Origin of the sequence: Roseibium sp. HPY-6 (assembly GCF_040530035.1) — a bacterium.
Lineage (GTDB): Bacteria > Pseudomonadota > Alphaproteobacteria > Rhizobiales > Stappiaceae > Roseibium.
Genome location: NZ_JBEWCD010000002.1, coordinates 2,892,588 through 2,911,870 on the forward strand (window position 1 = coordinate 2,892,588; position 19,283 = coordinate 2,911,870).

General features: G+C 56.5%; 20 protein-coding genes. 13 read left to right on the top strand and 7 right to left on the bottom strand.

Annotated features, from left to right (window positions below):
• The first annotated feature begins 90 nt into the window (after window positions 1–90).
• The 11 genes from ABVF61_RS24345 to ABVF61_RS24395 all read left to right on the top strand — a co-directional run bounded on the left by ABVF61_RS24345 (window position 91) and on the right by ABVF61_RS24395 (window position 9,345).
• The gene (locus ABVF61_RS24345; RefSeq protein ID WP_353996115.1) at window positions 91–1,206 is read left to right on the top strand and encodes an ABC transporter permease; all 1,116 of its coding nucleotides are present in this window, start codon (window positions 91–93) and stop codon (window positions 1,204–1,206) included.
• Window positions 1,203–2,126 (top strand): ABC transporter permease, encoded by a 924-nt coding sequence (locus tag ABVF61_RS24350; protein WP_353996116.1) that lies wholly within the window; start codon window positions 1,203–1,205, stop codon window positions 2,124–2,126. Before ABVF61_RS24345 ends, ABVF61_RS24350 begins: the two co-directional genes overlap by 4 nt.
• Before the next feature lie 10 nt (window positions 2,127–2,136).
• The gene (locus ABVF61_RS24355) at window positions 2,137–3,156 is read left to right on the top strand and encodes a formamidase (protein ID WP_353996117.1); all 1,020 of its coding nucleotides are present in this window, start codon (window positions 2,137–2,139) and stop codon (window positions 3,154–3,156) included.
• Between the two features lie 5 nt (window positions 3,157–3,161).
• Window positions 3,162–3,893, top strand: coding sequence for a biuret amidohydrolase (gene biuH, locus ABVF61_RS24360; RefSeq protein WP_353996118.1), 732 nt, complete (start codon window positions 3,162–3,164; stop codon window positions 3,891–3,893).
• Window positions 3,890–5,431, top strand: a complete 1,542-nt coding sequence (locus tag ABVF61_RS24365; protein WP_353996119.1) for an ABC transporter ATP-binding protein — start codon at window positions 3,890–3,892, stop codon at window positions 5,429–5,431. Before biuH ends, ABVF61_RS24365 begins: the two co-directional genes overlap by 4 nt.
• Entirely contained in the window at window positions 5,431–6,096 is a 666-nt protein-coding gene (locus ABVF61_RS24370; protein ID WP_353996120.1) for a cysteine hydrolase family protein, read from the top strand. Before ABVF61_RS24365 ends, ABVF61_RS24370 begins: the two co-directional genes overlap by 1 nt.
• Window positions 6,097–6,108: 12 nt before the next feature.
• Window positions 6,109–6,294 (top strand): DUF4089 domain-containing protein, encoded by a 186-nt coding sequence (locus tag ABVF61_RS24375; RefSeq protein ID WP_353996121.1) that lies wholly within the window; start codon window positions 6,109–6,111, stop codon window positions 6,292–6,294.
• Complete coding sequence (locus tag ABVF61_RS24380) at window positions 6,291–7,709, top strand: AtzE family amidohydrolase (RefSeq protein WP_353996122.1); 1,419 nt, start codon at window positions 6,291–6,293, stop codon at window positions 7,707–7,709. Before ABVF61_RS24375 ends, ABVF61_RS24380 begins: the two co-directional genes overlap by 4 nt.
• Before the next feature lie 11 nt (window positions 7,710–7,720).
• A complete protein-coding gene (locus ABVF61_RS24385) occupies window positions 7,721–8,491 on the top strand; it encodes a 5-formyltetrahydrofolate cyclo-ligase (protein WP_353996123.1) in 771 nt (256 codons plus the stop codon).
• Window positions 8,491–8,877 (top strand): oxalurate catabolism protein HpxZ, encoded by a 387-nt coding sequence (gene hpxZ, locus ABVF61_RS24390; protein WP_353996124.1) that lies wholly within the window; start codon window positions 8,491–8,493, stop codon window positions 8,875–8,877. Before ABVF61_RS24385 ends, hpxZ begins: the two co-directional genes overlap by 1 nt.
• A gap of 63 nt (window positions 8,878–8,940) precedes the next feature.
• Window positions 8,941–9,345 (top strand): RidA family protein, encoded by a 405-nt coding sequence (locus ABVF61_RS24395; RefSeq protein ID WP_353996125.1) that lies wholly within the window; start codon window positions 8,941–8,943, stop codon window positions 9,343–9,345.
• A 46-nt stretch (window positions 9,346–9,391) separates the two neighbouring features.
• On the opposite strand, the gene ABVF61_RS24400 is transcribed toward ABVF61_RS24395, so the two are convergent.
• The 6 genes from ABVF61_RS24400 to ABVF61_RS24425 all read right to left on the bottom strand — a co-directional run bounded on the left by ABVF61_RS24400 (window position 9,392) and on the right by ABVF61_RS24425 (window position 15,514).
• Window positions 9,392–9,973 (bottom strand): NAD(P)H-dependent oxidoreductase, encoded by a 582-nt coding sequence (locus tag ABVF61_RS24400; protein WP_353996126.1) that lies wholly within the window; start codon window positions 9,971–9,973, stop codon window positions 9,392–9,394.
• Between the two features lie 4 nt (window positions 9,974–9,977).
• The gene (locus tag ABVF61_RS24405; protein WP_353996127.1) at window positions 9,978–11,384 is read right to left on the bottom strand and encodes an FAD-binding oxidoreductase; all 1,407 of its coding nucleotides are present in this window, start codon (window positions 11,382–11,384) and stop codon (window positions 9,978–9,980) included.
• A 2-nt stretch (window positions 11,385–11,386) separates the two neighbouring features.
• A complete protein-coding gene (locus ABVF61_RS24410; RefSeq protein WP_353996128.1) occupies window positions 11,387–12,688 on the bottom strand; it encodes a cytosine deaminase in 1,302 nt (433 codons plus the stop codon).
• Window positions 12,689–12,690: 2 nt separating this feature from the next.
• The gene (locus tag ABVF61_RS24415) at window positions 12,691–13,590 is read right to left on the bottom strand and encodes an ABC transporter permease (protein WP_353996129.1); all 900 of its coding nucleotides are present in this window, start codon (window positions 13,588–13,590) and stop codon (window positions 12,691–12,693) included.
• A gap of 2 nt (window positions 13,591–13,592) precedes the next feature.
• On the bottom strand, window positions 13,593–14,396 hold the full coding sequence (locus tag ABVF61_RS24420) for an ABC transporter ATP-binding protein (protein ID WP_353996130.1): 804 nt from the start codon (window positions 14,394–14,396) through the stop codon (window positions 13,593–13,595).
• A 107-nt stretch (window positions 14,397–14,503) separates the two neighbouring features.
• Window positions 14,504–15,514 (bottom strand): ABC transporter substrate-binding protein, encoded by a 1,011-nt coding sequence (locus tag ABVF61_RS24425; RefSeq protein WP_353996131.1) that lies wholly within the window; start codon window positions 15,512–15,514, stop codon window positions 14,504–14,506.
• 170 nt (window positions 15,515–15,684) lie between these two features.
• Here ABVF61_RS24425 and ABVF61_RS24430 point away from each other — a divergent pair, with 170 nt between their 5' ends.
• Window positions 15,685–16,626 (top strand): LysR family transcriptional regulator, encoded by a 942-nt coding sequence (locus tag ABVF61_RS24430; RefSeq protein ID WP_353996132.1) that lies wholly within the window; start codon window positions 15,685–15,687, stop codon window positions 16,624–16,626.
• A gap of 10 nt (window positions 16,627–16,636) precedes the next feature.
• On the opposite strand, the gene ABVF61_RS24435 is transcribed toward ABVF61_RS24430, so the two are convergent.
• Window positions 16,637–17,437, bottom strand: coding sequence for a creatininase family protein (locus ABVF61_RS24435; RefSeq protein ID WP_353996133.1), 801 nt, complete (start codon window positions 17,435–17,437; stop codon window positions 16,637–16,639).
• 485 nt (window positions 17,438–17,922) lie between these two features.
• On the opposite strand from ABVF61_RS24435, the gene ABVF61_RS24440 reads away from it, so the two are divergent.
• Window positions 17,923–19,212 (top strand): peptidoglycan-binding domain-containing protein, encoded by a 1,290-nt coding sequence (locus tag ABVF61_RS24440; RefSeq protein ID WP_353996134.1) that lies wholly within the window; start codon window positions 17,923–17,925, stop codon window positions 19,210–19,212.
• The last annotated feature ends 71 nt before the right edge of the window (window positions 19,213–19,283 follow it).

Sequence of the window (19,283 nt, forward strand, 5' to 3'; positions counted from 1 at the left end):
CACCCATCTCAGAGATGAAGTGTCCGGGACTGTCATTGGCGCAAAACCGTTTGCAAATGCGCAATTCTTCACTCAGTACGGGAAGCCGGTATGGCGGATACGACGGAAACCTCAGGCGTTCGAATGCAATCCGGAACGTCCTTTGAACTGGTGGACCGTCTTCGAAGATCGTCTGAGTTTTTCGTCATTCCGTTTTTGGCTTTAGTCGTTTCCGGTCTCCTGTTTTCAGTCTTTCTCCTGACGCTTGGCAAGTCGCCTGTAGAATTTTTCTCTCTCGTCTGGAGAGGCGGTTTCGGAACCAGTTTTTCCTGGCAGAACACATTGGTTCGAGCAGCGCCACTGGTCTTCACCGCGCTTTGCGTTGCAATTCCGGCACGGCTTGGCCTCGTCATCATCGGAGGCGAGGGGGCGCTGGTACTTGGTGGTTTTGCGGCGGCGTCCATCGCAATACCGATGGTGGGTTGGGCTCCTTCATTTTTGATGCTCCTGGTGATGTTTCTAGCGGCAACGATTGCAGGCGGTGTCTGGATCGGACTGGTCGGGGCACTTCGGCACTATCGGGGTGTCAACGAAACGATCGCGTCGTTGCTGATGTTCTATATCGCCGTTTCGATCCTGAACTTCTTTGTTGAGGGTGCACTGCGCGACCCCTCTGACCCGAACAAGCCCTCGACCAAACCAATCGGCTCGGAAAACATGATCGGTGCCATACCAGGAACGGATGTTCACTGGGGACTGCTCGTCGGCATTTTGCTTTGTATTGCGCTATTTCTGGTCATGAACCGCACCACTTTCGGCTTTGCCGCCCAGATTGCGGGGGGCAATTTGCGAGCAGCGCAAGCGCAGGGACTCCCCGTTGGCAAGCTGATGGTTGTCGCCTGCATGATTGCCGGAGCCAGTGCAGGTATTGCCGGATTTTTTGAAGTTGCAGCCATTCACGGCAAGGCCAACGCGTCGCTGATCGCCGGATATGGTTTCACAGGAATCCTTGTTTCGTTCCTTGCGCGGCACAATCCGCTGGTGATCGTGCCGGTTGCCATCTTCCTGGGCGGGATTGCCGCCTCCGGCGGTCTTGTCCAGCGGCGCATGGATCTTCCCGATGCCACGGTCCTGGTTCTCCAGGGCCTATTGTTCATCGTCATCCTCGTCTCGGAAACGTTTTACGGCCGGTTTCAGATATTCAGACCGAAGGGAGAAGCGGCATGACGGACGACCCCGGTCTGATGACGGTGCTTCTGGCCATGTTTGCCGGTGCCATTAGGGTCTCAACCCCGTTCCTGTTCGTCAGCCTAGGTGAAATGCTGACCGAAAAGTCCGGAAGGATAAACCTGGGACTGGAGGGTACGTTGGTTTTCGGGGCCATGTCCGGATATGCCATCTCCTACCATACTGGATCGCCCTGGCTGGGTGTTCTGGTTGCCGGCATCTGCGGCTCGGCCTTCGGTGCGCTGCATGGGTATCTGTGCAAGCTTCCGCGCGTGAACGACATTGCGATCGGCATTTCGCTTATGCTTTTCGGCACCGGGCTCGCCTTCTTTTTCGGCAAAGCCTACATCCAGCCATCCGCGCCAAGGCTGCCGGCGATGTCGTTTGGTGCCTGGAGCGATCATCCGGGTATCCGGCAGGCACTTGAGATCAATCCGCTTTTCCTGCTCGGGCTGGCCCTGGCAGTCTTTTTGTGGTGGGCGCTAAAGAACACACGCTACGGACTGATCATACGAACGACCGGCGACAGCGCTCCAGCTGCTCTTGCGCTCGGCGTCAATGTCAACAAGGTCAGATTGTTGTCGACCATGGCCGGGGGATTTTTTGCCGGCATCGGTGGCTCGTTTCTGTCGCTCTACTATCCCGGTAGCTGGACCGAAGGTCTTTCGTCCGGCCAGGGGCTGATGGCGGTGGCGCTGGTCATTTTCGCCCGCTGGAACCCGCTTGCTTGCTTTTGGGCGGCACTTCTTTTCGGTGCGGCCGGAGCACTTGGTCCGGCACTTCAATCCATCGGAATCTCGCGCGGCTATCACTTCTTCAATGCCGCCCCATACATTCTCACCCTTCTCATCATGATCGTGAGCACGTCACCCCGGCGGTCGCTGAAGGGCGCCCCCGGCGAATTGTCGATCACAAAATAGGAGCGGCAGCATGAACGGACTTGGCGGACTGAACAAATCTCCGAATGGCGTAGTCCTCGGGATGGTGCAATTGCAGTTGCCCAATGTTGTCAACGAAGCCGATCTGGCACGCCAGACCGGGGTCATTGTTGACATGGTCGCAAAGGCGCGGCGCAACATGCCGTCCATGGATCTGGTCGTCTTTCCCGAATACGCTCTGCACGGGCTCTCGATGGACACCAATCCCGACATCATGTGCACGCTAGACGGGCCTGAGGTCGCCGCCTTCAAGAGAGCCTGCATAGACAACGATATCTGGGGCTGTTTCTCCATCATGGAGCTTAATCCGGGCGGCATGCCATATAACTCGGGCCTGGTGATCGACAACAAAGGCGAATTGAAGCTCTATTATCGCAAGATGCATCCCTGGGTGCCTGTAGAGCCCTGGGAACCTGGCGACCAGGGTATCCCGGTCATAGACGGCCCGAAGGGCTGCAAGCTCGCTCTGATCATTTGCCACGACGGCATGTTTCCGGAGATGGCTCGCGAATGCGCCTATAAGGGTGCGGAGATCATGATCCGCACTGCGGGTTACACGGCGCCGATCCGAGAGAGCTGGAAATTCACCAACCAGTCCAACGCCTTCTGCAATCTCATGGTCACAGCGAATGTGTGCATGTGCGGCACGGACGGTACGTTCGACAGCATGGGCGAGGGCATGGTCGTCAACTTTGACGGCACGATCATCGCACATGGTACCAGCGGCCGGGCAAATGAGATCATCACGGCGGAAGTGCGCCCCGACCTTGTGCGTGAAGCCCGCATCAACTGGGGCGTTGAGAACAACATCTACCAGTTCGGCCATCGTGGTTATGTGGCTGTGAAGGGTGGTGCCCAGGACTGTCCGTATACCTACATGACGGATCTGGCGGCAGGAAAATACCGGTTGCCCTGGGAGGCCGAGGTCATTCACACGGACGGGACCTCCTGCGGCTTCGAAACACCGGCTCGCATCTATGGCGAAAAAGCCATGAGCGACGCTGCGGAGTGAAAGCCATGCAATTAGCAACCACTATTGCTGGCATCGCGGAAGGCCCGGTCGCGGCCAATCCCTATTCCTGGCCCTACAACGGCGACCTCAGGCCGGACAATACGGCGCTGGTCATCATCGACATGCAGACGGATTTCTGCGGCAAAGGCGGTTATGTCGACAGCATGGGCTACGACATCAGCATGACCAGAGCACCGATTGAGCCGATAAGCCGCGTGCTCAAAATCATGCGAGAAAAAGGCTATCACATCATTCACACCCGGGAAGGACACAGGCCCGACCTGGCCGACCTGCCGGCCAACAAGCGTTGGCGCTCCCAAAGGATCGGAGCGGGCATCGGCGATCCCGGGCCTTGCGGCAAGATCCTGGTAAGAGGTGAGCCTGGCTGGGAGATTATTCCGGAACTCGCGCCAGCAGAGGGAGAACCCATCATCGACAAACCAGGCAAGGGGTCCTTCTATGCAACGGATCTTGAGTTGCTTCTGCGCACGCGGGGCGTTCAAAACCTCGTTCTGACTGGCATCACAACGGACGTTTGTGTACACACGACCATGCGCGAAGCCAATGACCGCGGTTTTGAATGCCTGGTCCTGTCGGATTGCTGCGGGGCAACCGATGCTGGTAATCACGATGCGGCATTGAAAATGGTAACGATGCAGGGCGGTGTTTTCGGCGCTGTTGCTGACAGCGAAACCCTGCTGAAGGGATTGCAAGGCACCGGTGAGTTGATTGCATGAGTGTTGCGCAGGACATAGCGCCGACGCAGCGGGCAATCAGCGTCGAAACCATTGGCATGAGCAAGGTGTTCGGCAGTCTCAATGCGCTCGACGATGTGTCGATAAAGGTCGCGCCGGGTTCGTTTCACGCTCTTTTAGGAGAAAACGGAGCGGGCAAGTCCACGCTGGTCAAATGCATGATGGGCTTCTACCAGCCCTCAAGCGGCGCTTTGGTTGTCAACGAAAGCGAAGTCAGCGTCCCCAATCCGCGTGCGGCACATGCGCATGGAATTGGCATGGTCTATCAGCATTTTACGCTGGTTCCTTCGCTGACGGCCGCCGAAAACCTTGTGATTGCAAGGGCGGACACGCCGACAATCATAGACTGGAAAAAGGAGCGAAAGGCTCTTGGCGCTTTTCTGGAGACAACACCGTTCAAGGTGCCGCTGGAAGTGCCCGTTTCGAGCCTGTCCGCGGGAGAAAAACAGAAGCTCGAAATTCTGAAGCAGCTATATCTCGACCAGCGCTTCTTAATCCTGGATGAGCCGACTTCGGTTTTGATCCCTGACGAGGCCGATGAGGTTCTGGGCCTGTTGCGAGGCATGACGGAAGCGGGTGAGCTGACCATCTTGATGATCACGCATAAGTTTCGGGAGGTCACCGCCTACGCGGACGACGTCACGGTTTTGCGGCGTGGCCGTCTGGTTGGCAGCGGACGGGTCAAGGATCTATCGGTTGAAGACATGAGCCGCATGATGATCGGCGAGACGGAAATCAGGGAAAGCGCCGCTCGAACCGAACAAACGCAAAAGAAACTCAAGCTGGAGCTGGCCGGTCTGTTTGCGGAGGATGATGAAGAACTACCTGCCATAGAGGCGATCAGTCTGAAGATCCACGAAGGGGAAATATTCGGCATCGCCGGCGTCTCCGGAAACGGACAGTCGGAGCTGATTGAGGTGCTCTCCGGACAGCGCCTTCTTAAGGACGGACGGATTTTTGTCGACAAGAAGCCCTATGAACCGGAACGTGGTCAGATGGACATGTTCAAGGTGTTCGGCTTTTCTGAAGAGCCGCTCAAGAACGTGGCGGTTCCGCGCATGAGCGTTGCGGAGAACATGGCTTTCCGGACTTTCGACAAGGCACCCATTTCTCCTTTCAGGGGCTGGCTGTCTCCGCCGCCGATGCGCAAACAGGCGCGCGAACTCATTGCCGCCTATCGGGTCAAGACGCCTTCCACGGAAGAACCGATCGAGAACCTTTCGGGCGGGAATGTCCAACGCGCCATTCTCGCCAGGGAACTCTCCGGCGAGGTCGATATTCTGATCGTCGCAAACCCCTGTTTCGGATTGGACTTTGCATCCGTCGCCGAGATCCGGGCTCAGATCATGGAGCAGCGGAACAAGGGGGCGGCGGTCCTACTGGTGTCAGAGGATCTCGACGAAATTCTCGAGCTTGCGGACACAGTCGCCGTGATGTCCGAAGGGCGGATCACCTACCAATCCCCCATGGCGGAGACGGACAGGGCAACGATCGGTCATGCCATGGCGGGACATCATTGATGATCGAAGTTGACGCGGCACCCTTTGCATTCAAATTCGATCCCGCGCGAACCGCATTGGTCGTGATCGATATGCAACGCGATTTCATTGAACCGGGTGGATTCGGGGAAACGCTTGGCAACGATGTGTCTCACATGCAGCGTGCCATCGGTCCGACAAGGCATCTGCTTCAGCTCTTTCGGGAACGAGGCTGGCCTGTCATCCACACACGTGAAAATCATGCGGGGGATCTGAGCGACTGCCCACCGGCGAAACGCGAACGTGGCGAGCCGTCTCTGCGCATTGGCGACGAAGGGCCGATGGGCAGGATACTCATTCGGGGTGAGCCCGGTGCGGAGATCGTTCCAGAATGTGCGCCCGTAGACGGTGAAACCGTCATCGACAAGCCCGGCAAGGGAGCGTTTTACGCGACGCCCTTGAGCGATGTTCTCAAGACGCTTGGTACAAACAGCTTGATTTTTGCCGGGGTCACAACTGAAGTCTGTGTTCAAACCACCATGCGGGAAGCCAATGACAGAGGCTACGATTGTCTTTTGATCGAAGAGGCAACCGAGAGCTATTTTCCGGCCTTCAAGGCTGCGACGCTCGAGATGATCCGTGCGCAGGGCGGTATAGTGGGCTGGACCACGCCATTGGCGTCTTTCGGAATAGCGATCAATCAATAGACCGGGGTTGGCATGAGCGGCAAATTCGACGCAAAAGCACATGTGGCGCACATGGAAGTTGTTATGGGTCTGACACTGGAAGAAGGCTGGCGTCCGGTCGTTGAAACTCACATCGCCGCAACGCAAAAGGCGGCAGAACTCGTCCTGTCCTTTCCACTCGAGGACGACGTTGAAGCAGCGCCGGTTTTTGAGGCATGAGTGGTGGCACGCCGTTGTCCGCGCTGACTGCGTCGGAAATTGCCTCGTCCGTCGGAACGGGCACTCTTCGGGCCAAAGAGGTCTTAGAGGCGTCACTGGCGCGGATTGAAACCCTGAACCCGGCTGTCAACGCCTTTACCGATGTCACCGCCCAAAGAGCGCTGGCCGAAGCGGAAGAGGTCGATGCTGCCGTTGCAAAAGGAGCAGAACTTCCCCTTGCCGGTGTGCCGTTTGCGGTCAAGAACCTGTTTGACATTGAAGGCGTCGTCACCCGGGCGGGCTCGAAGATCAATCGTGAGAACGCGCCTGCGGTGGCAGACGCCACGCTTGTCAGCAAGCTCCGAAGCGCGGGAGCGGTTTTGGTGGGCGGGCTCAATATGGGCGAATACGCCTATGACTTTACCGGTGAAAATTTCCATGACGGCAATTGCGTCAATCCGCATGACCTTGGCCGCATGAGCGGCGGGTCCTCATCGGGATCAGGGGCTGCCGTCGCCGCTGGAATGGTACCCTTGACGCTTGGATCGGACACAAATGGGTCTATCCGGGTACCGTCATCCTTTTGCGGTCTCTTTGGCCTGAAGCCAACCTATGGTCGCCTGTCGCGTCATGGAACGTATCCGTTCGTTGGCAGTCTTGACCATCTCGGGCCTATGGCCCGTTCCGCAAAGGATCTGGCACTTGTCTTTGATACCCTGCAAGGACCGGACCCGTTTGACCCCGCGCAGGCGGAACGAGAGAGCCTGGCAACGCTGACGGAGATTGAAAAAGGAACTGACGGCCTTCGGATTGCCGTTGCTGGTGGTTACTTCAGACAAAAAGCCGAACCAGAGGCTTTTGCGGCAGTCGACAAGGTTGCACAAGCGCTTGGTGTAACAGCTGAAATCGACATTCCGGAGGCCGCCAGAGCACGTGCGTCGGCTTATGTAATCACTGTCGCCGAGGGCGCAAGTCTTCATCTGGAGCGCATTATCAAGCGCCCCTGGGACTACGACCCAGATACCCGCGACAGGTTCCTTTCGGGCACGATGGTACCGGCTGTTTGGGTTCAACAGGCACAACGCTTTCGGAGTTGGTTCAGGGACAAGATGCGGCGTGTCTTTGAGGATGTCGACGTCATCCTCACGCCGGCCACCCCGTTTTCCGCTCTGCCATCGGGAACAAAAACGATCACGCTGGATGGGGAGACAATGCCTGCGCGTCCGAACATCGGTCTCTTTACACAGCCGATCTCGTTTATCGGGTTACCGGTTGTGGCCGTGCCCGTCTGGCTGGAAGGGGCGTCCCTGCCTATCGGCGTTCAGGTCATCGCACCGGCGTGGCGCGAGGATCTTGCACTTCGGGTCGCTGCCGAACTTGAGCGAGCAGGTGTCTGCAAGGCGCCCGTAGCGGCCCTTGATGCACCTATCACCTAAGGGAGGGGATCATGGACGATGCGCGCTGGTCAGGCCGGAACGCGGACAAGGACAGGATCCGGCAGCAGATCTGGTCCGGACTTGAAGACAATGGAACCAGCATCGGCCCGGCTTTCAGCTGTATCCCGAACTTCGCCGGCGCCGATCTCGCCGCGCGAAATCTGGCACAGCTTCCTCAGTGGCAAGCGGCACGAGTCGTGAAGTGCAATCCCGACCCGCCTCAGATCCCGGTCCGGCTTCGCGCGCTTTATGAGGGCAAAATCGTTTATGCTCCCGTTCCGGAGCTCTTGAAACCGTACCCTTTCGTGCGTCTTGATCCGGACAAGTTGAACCAAAAAGGCATTCAATTCGAGTTGGCAGCTACCTCCCAGGGCTTCGTCGAACATGGCGAGGCCGTGGAATTCGAAGATATGGAGCTTCTGGATTTTGTAGTCGTTGGATGCGTTGCCGTTACCCGGACAGGAGCAAGAACCGGGAAGGGTGGCGGCTTTGCGGATCTTGAACTCGGGATCTTCCGCGAATTGTCCAAACTGAAACCCGACACGCTGATTACGACGACAGTTCATTCGTCGCAGGTCGTCGATGATGGCGCGCTTGTCATGATGCGCCACGACAGCGCGCTGCACGCAATCGCGACCGAGGTGGAGCTGATCGAAACCAGCACCGCTTTCACCCAGCCAAAAGGTGTTGCCTGGGATGAAGTGCAGCCGGATCAGTTTCGTGACATTCCATTTCTCGCGACACTACGCGATCGGCTCGAAGCAGCGGGGAAGGGCGACTGATGGAAATCAACATTGCATCGGTAAAAGCCGAAGTTGAAGCGGTTTTTCAAGAGTATGAGACCGCACTTGTTACCAATGACGTCGAGACACTGGATCGATTGTTTTTGGATGCGCCGACAACCATCCGCTATGGCGGCGGCGAAAACCTTTACGGCTACGAGGAAATTGCGGCCTTCAGGTCATCAAGAGACAGCGCGAACCTTCAGAGGACCCTCGAGCGCACCGTGATCACAACATACGGCGCGTCCTTTGCAACGGCTTCGACGCTGTTCTTCCGAGACACAGCTCCGGGCAAGACCGGACGGCAAATGCAAACCTGGGTCAAATCGGAAGCGGGCTGGCAAGTGGTTGCCGCACATGTCAGTATTATCTCCGAGGAAACATGATCTGCGTCAGCGCCTTGCCGACAACCGCCTGACCCAAGTCCCAAGATAAGAGCTCGAGAATTCATGGCCGGTCCATCGGACAAGAAGACTTTCAACCCACCTTCCGTGCGCGCTCCTTTCGGGAACTACAACCACGGCCTCTTTGTCCCGCCAGGGGCAAGTCTGCTGGTGACGTCGGGACAACTCGGCATTGAGCCTGATGAGACGATCCCTCCGGATGTGACGGGGCAGGCCGAAGTCTGTTTTCAGGCTGTAGACGCGATCTTGAGGGACGCTGGCATGAGCTTCGAAGACGTCATCCGGATCTCGGGATTTGTCACCAGACGTGAGGATTTTCCGGCCTACATGGCCGTGAGGGATCGCTACACCGGCACTATCAAACCGGTCTCCACGCTGCTCATTGTCAGCGGTTTCACGCGTGAAGATTTCCTGGTCGAGGTTGAGGTAACGGCGGCCAAGATCTTTTGAGCCACTATGACCATCCCGGTACGAAGTACGATCCGTGGCGCCGGGCCTAAAACCGTTCCATTTCCTCGCCAACTTTCTGAAGGAAAGCGGACGTTGTCTGCGGCGTACAATTGTTCATGTCGTAATGGGCGAGGTATTTCACAGGCGCACCCAGTTTGATCTGCGCCCGGATGACCCGTTTGACGATCTTGCGTGGGGGATCGCCGACGAGCAGGGCGCGCCATCTGCTGCCGCCATAGGTCATGACCGCACCAAGCTTTTGAATATGCCGCAGAGTTGGCGTCAGTTTGCCGTTCTCCAGATCGAAGGACACGCCCGGCAACCAGACACGGTCGAAGTACCCCTTCAAGATGGCCGGAAAGCCGAAGTTCCAGACGGGAGTACAGATGACCAGTGCCTCGCAGGCAAGCAGCCGCTCGCAATAGCCGTCAACCAGTTCTCTGTTGTCCGGAACCGTGTGATAGATGTCCCTGTCACGAGCGGACAGGACAGGGTCGAAACCTTCTTCGTAGAGATTGCAGGGATCTACCTGATGACCGGCTTTTTCCAGACTTTCGCAGGTCTTGTGGAACAGGGCCCGGCCGAAGCTAGCTTCTTGCGGGTGAGAATGAAGTACCAGAACGCGCATGCCTTCATGCCTCGGCAAAGGCCTGAAGGCCTGGGAAGAGATAGTTGCCGCCAGCATTGAAGTCGAAATCCGGGTTCTCCCAGGCAATCATCTTGCCGGGGTTGAGCAGTCCCTTCGGATCGGTTTCCTTTTTGAAATCGAGCTGAACCTGGTCGGTGCGTTTCATGCCGCCTTCTTCCAGCGTGTATCGGTGCGGATTGAAAACCGGACAACCGTTTTCCTCGTGCAGCCTGATAATTTCGTCGAGCCTCTCTTCGCTCGTAAACCGGATCAAAGGCAGCCCGGAACATTGGACCTGACCGTCGAAACGCAGGAACTCGAGATGACCGAATATTTCGCCGGGGAACATTTCGGTGGTCTTTCGGACCAGTTCCACATGGTTCGGGCCAGGATATTGTGTCTGCAGGTAGGTGAAGGAGCTGTCGAACTTGAGCGCGCGCAGGGTCGTGTGGTTCCACGCCAGCTCATAGACATGCGGAATGCCCTTCATGCTTTCGACGGCGTCGGATCGAAACCGGATCGTGCCTTTCATGCGCTCGGCGAGGGCGAGAACCGCAGACATGGATTGCGGTGCCACCATCAGAACCGTGACGGCTTCGCCTTCCTTCAGCCAGGGCTTGTGGCGGGTGAAATAGTCAAATGGGATTGGAGCTGCAATGGGAGCGACTTCCTTCAGGAGGAGACCGTTGCTGCGCGCGAGCTTGTCTGAAAAAACGACCGCATCCATGAAGGTCTCGTGACCGACAATGACATCCACCCAGTCATAGGCGGTCGTGAGAGGCATTTCGACCTCCGTAATGATGCCGTTTGTGCCGTAAGCATGGCTGACCTTCTGAAGGTCCCAGGTCGAGAGTTCGATTACACGCGGTTCAGCTTCCATTGTCACGATACGAAGACGCAGGATATTGCCGAGATCACGCAACCCGCCCCAGTGCACAGAGCCGACACCGCCCGAACCGCCCGCAATGAACCCGCCAATGGTCGCCGTCTGCGCGGTCGATGGGTGAAACCGCAGTTCCTGTCCAGAGTGCTCTTTGGTCTGCTTGTCGAGCTTTGCCATGACGATGCCCGGCCCGCACACCACACGGCCAGGAGCGATTTCCTTCACCTCATCCATCTTGGACATGTCGAGGACAATGCCCCCTGAGAGCGGCATGGCCTGACCGTAATTCCCAGTGCCTGTTCCACGCGGCGTGACCGGGACGCCATGGGCGAATGCGGTCTTCAAGACCCTGATGACTTCGTCCTCGTTCTTCGGAGAAACAAGGAGATCGCCAGTGACATTGTCGAGTTGTCTCTTCAACACGGGCGAATACCAGTAAAAGTCCCGGCTCTTGGCTTGCACGAGCTTCGGATTGTCTTCCACTGCCACGCCATCAAGTTCGCTCTTGATCTGTTCGTAATCGGCCATTGTCAGCCTTTCATCAGTGGGTCAAGTTCACGATAGTCCGGCAGGCAGCGGTCGATGCCCATGCCATTCCGCAAAATGATGCGGTCCGCCTGCGGACGGGAAAGAAATTCGCTCCAGTTTCGAGCGTTGAAGACAACCAAATCGGCAGTAGCGCCGTTTTGAATGCGGCCGAATTCAGGTGCCTGAAGAATGTCTGCTGGAAGGCAGGTGATAATCTTTGCGGTTTCATCCAGCGGATGATCGAGATGCGCGATCCTGACCGCTTCGCGAAAGACTTCGACCATATCCAGGTCGCCATAGGCGTAGAAAGGGTCTCGGGTATTGTCCGAAGCGACCGCAATTGGAACGCCGGCTGCCTTGAGTTCGTGAAAGAGTGTAACGCCGCGCGACCGCGGCGTTCTGCCCGGATGCCGGTCCTGGAGGTACATATTGCACATCGGCAGGGAGACGATGGAGATCCCGGCTTCCGCCACTTTTTCGATTGTCGCGTTTGCCCGGTCTTCGCTTTGCCGCGCAAGCGAACAGCAATGCCCCACAGTGACGGCGCCTTCGAACTTGTTCCGCATCTTGGCTTCGGCGATGGACGCCAGCGTCAGGATGTTCACATCCTGCGTCTCGTCCACATGGAGATCGACATCGAGCCCTCTGTCCGATGCGGTCTGGAAAAGACGGTCAAGTCTGCGTTCGAGATCCGGCAGGATGTGGGTCACACCGCCGAGCAGCCCGCCATTCGCAGCGACGACTTCCACCAGATCATCGAAATAGGCTTCATCATCAACGGCATCGATCGGGAAAAGCGCGACTGCCTGCAGGCTGATGCGATCTTTCCAGCGCGCGCGCATGTCGGAAAAGACTTCAAAAGAAATCCTGTGCTGCGGCGCAAGGCTGTCTATGTGCGTCCGGAGCAGGTTGGTTCCGTGGGCATAGGCGCAACGCAGGGAGAAATCCATGCGTGTAGCAACATCATCCGCGTTCCAGTTGGCTTCCCTGTCGGCCCGCACTGCTTGCAGCGCGCCATCGAAGTCACCGCTCGGGTTGGGTTCGCGGTCCCAGATATGTCCCTTGTCGATATGCGTGTGCATGTCGGTAAAACACGGCCACACCATGCGATCCTGAAGGTCGGCCCCTTCGATATCGTCAGGTGCCGATCCGGCAGGAAGCACCGCTTCGATGCTGCCTTCGGCGATGATGAGATCTGCTGAAGAAAGTCCTTCCTTTGCAGCGCTCTCAAATCCAGGCGTAACTGCGATCGGTAAGGTCGCCGAGCGCAAAGCAAATCGTCTGGTCCTGGGAATTTTAAGCACAATCAGTTTTCCCGTTTCACGCTGCTTTCGTGCCAGCGGTGCAGCGTCCACCAGGAGATGAAGGACGTAATCGCAAAGATGAGAACGCCGAGACTGGCAAGGAGGAAAAGGGCTGCGAACAGTCTGGAAATGTTAAGCCGGAATTGCGACTCCAATAGCCTGAAAGCAAGGCCTGAACCCGCGCCTGCCGATCCGGCTGCAAACTCGGCAACGACTGCCGCGATGAGTGCGAGGCCACCGCCGATCCTGAGGCCCGTCATGAAATAGGGCAGACAGGACGGCAGCTTGAGATAGATAAGCGTCTGCCAGCGCGATGCCCCATAAAGTTCAAACAGATTGAGCAGGTTGTGATCAACGCTTTTCAGCCCCTGGACCATGTTCGAGAGGATCGGAAAAAAGGCGACGACAAAAGCGCAGATCAACAAGGCGGTTTGCGTCGTCGGTGCGTAGATCAGTATGAGGGGCGCTATCGCGATAATCGGCGTGACCTGAAGGATCACCATGATCGGATAAAGGGCTGTTTCTATCCAGCGGGATTGGACCAGAAGGATCGCCATGCCGCCGCCGCCAATGAGAGCAAGCGCCAGCGACATCAGCGTGATCTTTGCCGTCACCAAAAGAGCGGGAAACAGGATGTGCCAGTCGGACACGAGGGAATTTACGACCAGCGAAGGTCCGGGCAGGATGTAATGCGGTACTTCGTTAACCTTGACCATCACGTGCCAGACAACGATCAGACAGGCGATCACGCACAGCGGGATAACGATCGTGAAGAAGCGATCCCGCCGCTTGCCGGCCGCCGCACTTTCCTTCGTTGGCAGAACCTGAGTCTGACCCTTTCCTGGAGCGGTTTCCTCGAAGTCGCCTTCGGTGGGCGCGTCGACTTCTTTGACGGTCGTCATCGTCAATGTTCGGCCCCTCCCATCGCTTCGGAGAGTTTCGCCGAGACTTCCGAACATGCCAGGCGGTATTCTTCCGAAGTGCGGTAGCCGGCATCACGATCCAGGCTGGTGTGAAGCGGGAAATCGGCGTGAACACGTCCAGGCCGGGCCTTCATCACCACGATGCGGTTGGCAAGATAGGCCGATTCAAAAACGGAATGTGTAACAAACACCACCGTGATACCGGTCGATTTCCAAAGCGCAAGAACGTCGTCATTTAGCTTCTGGCGCGTAATTTCATCAAGGGCCGCGAACGGCTCGTCCATGAGCAGGAGCTTCGGCTCCGTCACAAGCGCACGCGCGATCGAGACGCGCATTTTCATTCCGCCCGACAACTCACGTGGATACGCCTGATCGAAATCGGCAAGACCAACGCTTTCGAGCGCCGCCATGATACGCTCACGCGAAGCCTTCCTGGAGACACCCTTCAGGCGTAACGGCAGATAGACATTGCCGAACACGGTCTGCCAGGGCATCAGCGTCGGTTCCTGGAACACAAAGCTGATTGCACCATCGGGAAGTCCGCGCGCGTTGATCCTGAGGCTTGGCCAGTCGAGCTCGCCTTGCGAAATACCGCCCAGTCCTGCGATGATCCTGAGCGCGGTTGATTTTCCGCATCCCGACGGCCCCAGAAGGCTGATGAATTCGCCAGACCGGACGGTCATCGACATGTCCGACAGCGCGACGGTGCCGTTGGAAAAAACCTTGGTAACATGTTTCATTTCAACGAGGGGGCGCGATGGGCTGTGTTCGCGCGCTGAAACCATGTTTTTATCTTGGCTGCCTTCTTCGGCTATGACCATTTTCAACTCGGAGAATTGGACACGTCCACCTCGCGCTTTTGCACGAGGTGGCAGACTGACTTGGCTTGTTGCTACTTCTTCAGATCGAGGCCTACGCCTTTGCAGACAAAGTCAACGGTATAAGACTGTTTGTAGTCAAGAGAAGCATCAACGACATCAATGGATGCCAGTGTATCGAAGAACTGTTTGAAATGATCGTCGGTCATGCAGCCGATGCCTTGCTCCAGCGCGTCGCCCGAATCCACAATGCCGTATTCCTTCATCTTGGCGAGGGAGTAGGCGAGCTGACCGTCGGTCATCTCCGGATTGTCCTTCTTGATCAGCTCATTTGCAGCAGCGTTGTCGCCGTAAAGATAGTTGTACCAGCCTTCAATCGACGCATCGACGAAGCGCTGAACGAGGTCAGGGTTCTCGTCTACGAGGGATTTGGAGGTGGTGATCATCGTTGAATACGGCGTCCAGCCCTCATCGGCCAGAAGGAAGACCTTCGGCGCCCAGCCCGCCTGCTTCTCGATCTCATACGGCTCAGAGGTCAGATAACCCTGCTGCCCCGACTTCGGGTCCACAATGAAAGGTGCGGGATTAAATGTATAGGGTTTGAATTGCGCGTCCGTGAACCCGTCGAAATTCTTCTTCATCCACTCGAAGTAAGTGACATAGCCGTCCTTACCCATGAAAATGGTTTCGAGTTTCGTCAGGTCGGTGAATTTCTCAATCCCCTGATCCGGATGGGCTGTCAGGATCTGCGGGTCTTTCTGGAACATGCTGGCGACATTGATGAGCGGAATGCCTTCCTTCACATAGTCGAAGCCCTTGAGCGTTCCGCCCATATAGAAATCAATCTTGCCGGAGATCAGCAACGCGTCGTTGGCGGCTTGCGGCCCGCCCGGAGCGATCGTTACTTTCAGGCCGTATTTTTCATAGGTCCCATCGGCCACGGCCTGATAAAAGCCGCCATGTTCTGCCTGAGCCAGCCAGTTTGTTCCGTAGGTCACCTCATCCAGCGCAAGGGCTTGAGGAGCTGCGATTCCGGTGAACAGAACAGTCGCAAGAAGCGTCTTGGGAGACGGAAAAACAGTCATATCATACCCTCCATTGGCGTGCGTTGCCGAGAATTCGCAGGAATTCGAAATATTTGAGCGCTTGAAGTGCGCGTTGAAAAGCATCAAAATTCGCCTGCAGCGATGCCTATTTGTCATCGCTGGTGTTTCTGATGATTATTTGTGCCTCATGCATAGAAAGGAGGCAAGATTTGGCGCAGCTTCATTCCAGGAAGCTTCAGTATCTTGACGAGATCGCGCGCGCCGGGTCGATCCGGAAAGCAGCGGATCGACTGAATGTGTCTTCCTCGGCGATCAATCGTCAAATCCTTGCGCTTGAAGAAGAATTCGGCGTGCCTTTGTTTGAGCGATTGCCCCGTGGCTTGCGCCTGACGGCTGCGGGTGAACTCTGTATTGAGCACATTCGCGAAGTCCTGAAGGACTTTGAGAAGCTCGAGACGCGGATCAGGGCGCTCAAGGTGCCTCAAGCCGGCCAGGTATCACTGGTAACAACGGTTGGACTTGCCTCCGGCCCATTGCCGGACATCATTGGTCGGTTCATCGAGAAGAACCCCAGGGTTCACATCAAATTGCGCAGCGACGGCGGAACAACAACTGTCAATCCTGTCCTGACGGGCGATGTCGACATTGGGCTCGGTTTCAATATCGCCGCCATGCCGGGTATCCGTACGCTGGCCACATTCGACATCCCGATCGGTGCTGTCGTGCCGCCTGAGCACAGGCTTGCCCGGGAAGCGGGGCCGGTTGAGTTGACGGAACTCGTTCAGGAACGCATGGTCCTTGCACAGTCGGGCACGAGCCTCAGGGATGTTATCAATCTCGTGCTGTCTTCCGTACCGGTTCCCGTCGAACCGGTTCTGGAGACCAATTCGTCCGAGACAGTGCGTCAACTGGTACGGCGCGGGATTGGCATAAGTCTGCTCAATCCGCTTGATGTTGTGGAGGAGTGTCGTCGTGGCGACCTTGTTTTCCGTCCACTCGCTGCCATGAAAACCCACCATCAACCGATGAAGTTGTTCACGAGAGCAAGGGCGTCCATGGATGCAGCCACGAACCTCTTCGTTGAGTTCTTGCTGAGTGAGCTTGTTTCGCTGGTAGCAGACCTCAGGGATGACGGCAGCCTGCCAACTTAGCGATCGGACGTTACTCCGGCTGATATAGATTTGATAGCGGATAGGCAGCAAAATCTTGCAGCATCTCGATGAAACCGCTTACCTGGTGTGTACAGATTTTCGCACCTTTTTCGGCTGTTCCATTTGAAGCATCCCCGACAACACCTGCCGGGTTGAGATCATGGGCGATCCAGGCGAGCGCATGCGGCGGTGTAGGTTGAATGAATTTTGATCCCGCCCGCATATCTTCCGCCTTGGATCTGAAGTTCTCTGCTTTCTCCATGCGAACAAGATCGGGGCGGAAGTGCAGCATGAGCGATGTTTCCACGTCACCGCCATGGATCCCGAACTTGGCCTCGTGATCTGAAATCATGCCTTCAGGATGACCGAACCGGCTCCAATGGGTGACCAGAACGGCCATATCGTATCGCACGCGCAGCTCACGGGAGACGATGCTGATGATGTCCGTATTGCCGCCATGGGAATTGACGATCACAAGTTTGCGGACGCCGGCTTCGCAGACTTTCTGGCCGATGGCTGTCCAGGCCTGGATAAGCAATTCTGCTCCAAGCGACAATGTGCCCGGACCGTATTTGTGTTCATTCGCCTTGCCGATTTCCTGGACAGGCAGCACGAGAATGTCGAGGTTATCCGGCAATTGACGGCGTGTTTCGTCCAGCATACCTGCCGCTATGGCAACATCTGTCGCGATCGGCAGATGCGGTCCGTGCTGTTCCGTGGAAGCTGTGGGCAGGACGGCGATAACACGCTCCGGATCAAGCTCTGCAAAGTCGGTCGTGTTCAGTTCGTTCCAATAAAACCTCTTTGCCATCCGCCTATCCTCTATCGGTCGCTGCTGCCGTATATGATGGGGTAGGAAAATCAGCGCGGCATGAGAAGCATCATTATGTCTGCGGCTTGCTGCCTTTTTGCGGACGGTGACATGACAACGCGCGTGATACGTAAAATTGGGCTGGCAACCGAGTGTGGTGAACCAAAGCGTTTGAGCATTAAAACTCTTTCGTGTGACGCGAAAAGGGGTTTGTCCAGCCAGGTGCGCGAAATAAAGCGGTTCGACTGAAACCAAACCAGGCGCGTATCTGAGTGATCGTGAAACTTTGCGTCGTCAGTACCAATCGCCATCAAAGATCGTGTGCGATATTTTAAAGAATTGGACCGCAACCCAGCAAAACTCTCGAGTTGCAAACCGATGAAGCGTGATTTGGGTCACTTTTCCGCCAGGCGATCGGAGTACCGTCAAGGCATTATTTTTTGCACGACCTGTGCTGCCACGGCTGATTTTGAACAGGCATTGCAATGACACACGAAACCTTAAAACTGAGCGACGACCCCCGGCTTCAAAGTGCTGCCCGCAATGAACCACCCATGTGCACAGGGGAGCGAGGACCGGCGGTTGCCATTCTTCAAAAAGCTTATGAAGCTGTAGGCTTTCCAATGCCCGGTTCCATTCGTGCTGACGGATCTGCGGACGGCATATTCGGCAAGGAGACCTATTCGGTCACGCGTCATTTTCAGATTGGAAAAGAGATTTGCGTCGACGGCATTGTCGGTCAGAACACGCTCGGCGCTCTTGCCAAGGCACTGAACGAGGTCATTCCGGGCAATGATCCGGTGAAGCCAACGCCAAGCGGACCCGTCTTTCCGCCGCAGCCGGAGCCACCGTCACCAAGTGGTCCGACGGTTCCGAAAAAACCTAAACCATCCCCGCAGCCCGCCAAGCGCGCGCACTTCGCCGAAGAGCGGATCGCGAGTGGCTTCGACAATACGGTAATTCCGCATTGGCAGATGGTTCCGACTTCCAGCAGGCCGAACAGCTCCGGCGGAGGTGGTGCGATCGTGAAACTGCACAACGGTGAAGGGCTTACCGTTGTAAGCAATAACGATCTCATAAAGGTCCACGAGCTGCCGATCAGTCATAGAGACGGCAGCCGGCAATTCCTCCTGACGAGCGATGTCGATGGGGCCCGTGGACAGCTTCTGGCGCGCAATGGCGTTTTCACGGCCGCCCGATTGCAGGTTGAAGCGACCAGGCCTTACGTGTTGACGGTCGATTTCTACATGGTGAGCGACAAATTTCGCAAAACAAAACGGCCGGTTGGAGAGCTGGATCAGCTCGTGCGCGATACGACCAAACTTCTTGCAGATCAGTGCAACATCCATCTCCAGAAGAAGCACGTCTATAAAAAATATCATCTCGATATGGATCTTGGCGATGTCATTCTCGAGCGGGACATGCAGAGGAGGGTCGAAACCCAAGACGTCTACCTCATCTATCAGGGCTGTCAGTTCACCGCCGACCTCAGCGTTTTCTGTGTCTGGGACTTTGAGAGGAACCAGGAAAATGCCGACAAGGGTGGTGTGCACGTTGGTCTTCACTCCGGCAGGGGCCGCATCATCGTGGAAGACGAACATGCCAGCAGCGCCAGAAAACACGGGAAGTGGACGCTCATGCATGAGGTTGGTCATGCACTTGGCCTGAAGCATCAGGACAATTCGATCATGGCCGATGTCGGCCAGACCAAGCTGTCTTATCTGCGCATGTCGCAAATCCACACAATGTGGGAAAACGCCAGAAAAATTCCGTAAGCGTGAAGGATTTCGCACGCCGGAAAGCCGAATTTTCGAATGGGATTGATAGTTATGACCACGCATTCGCA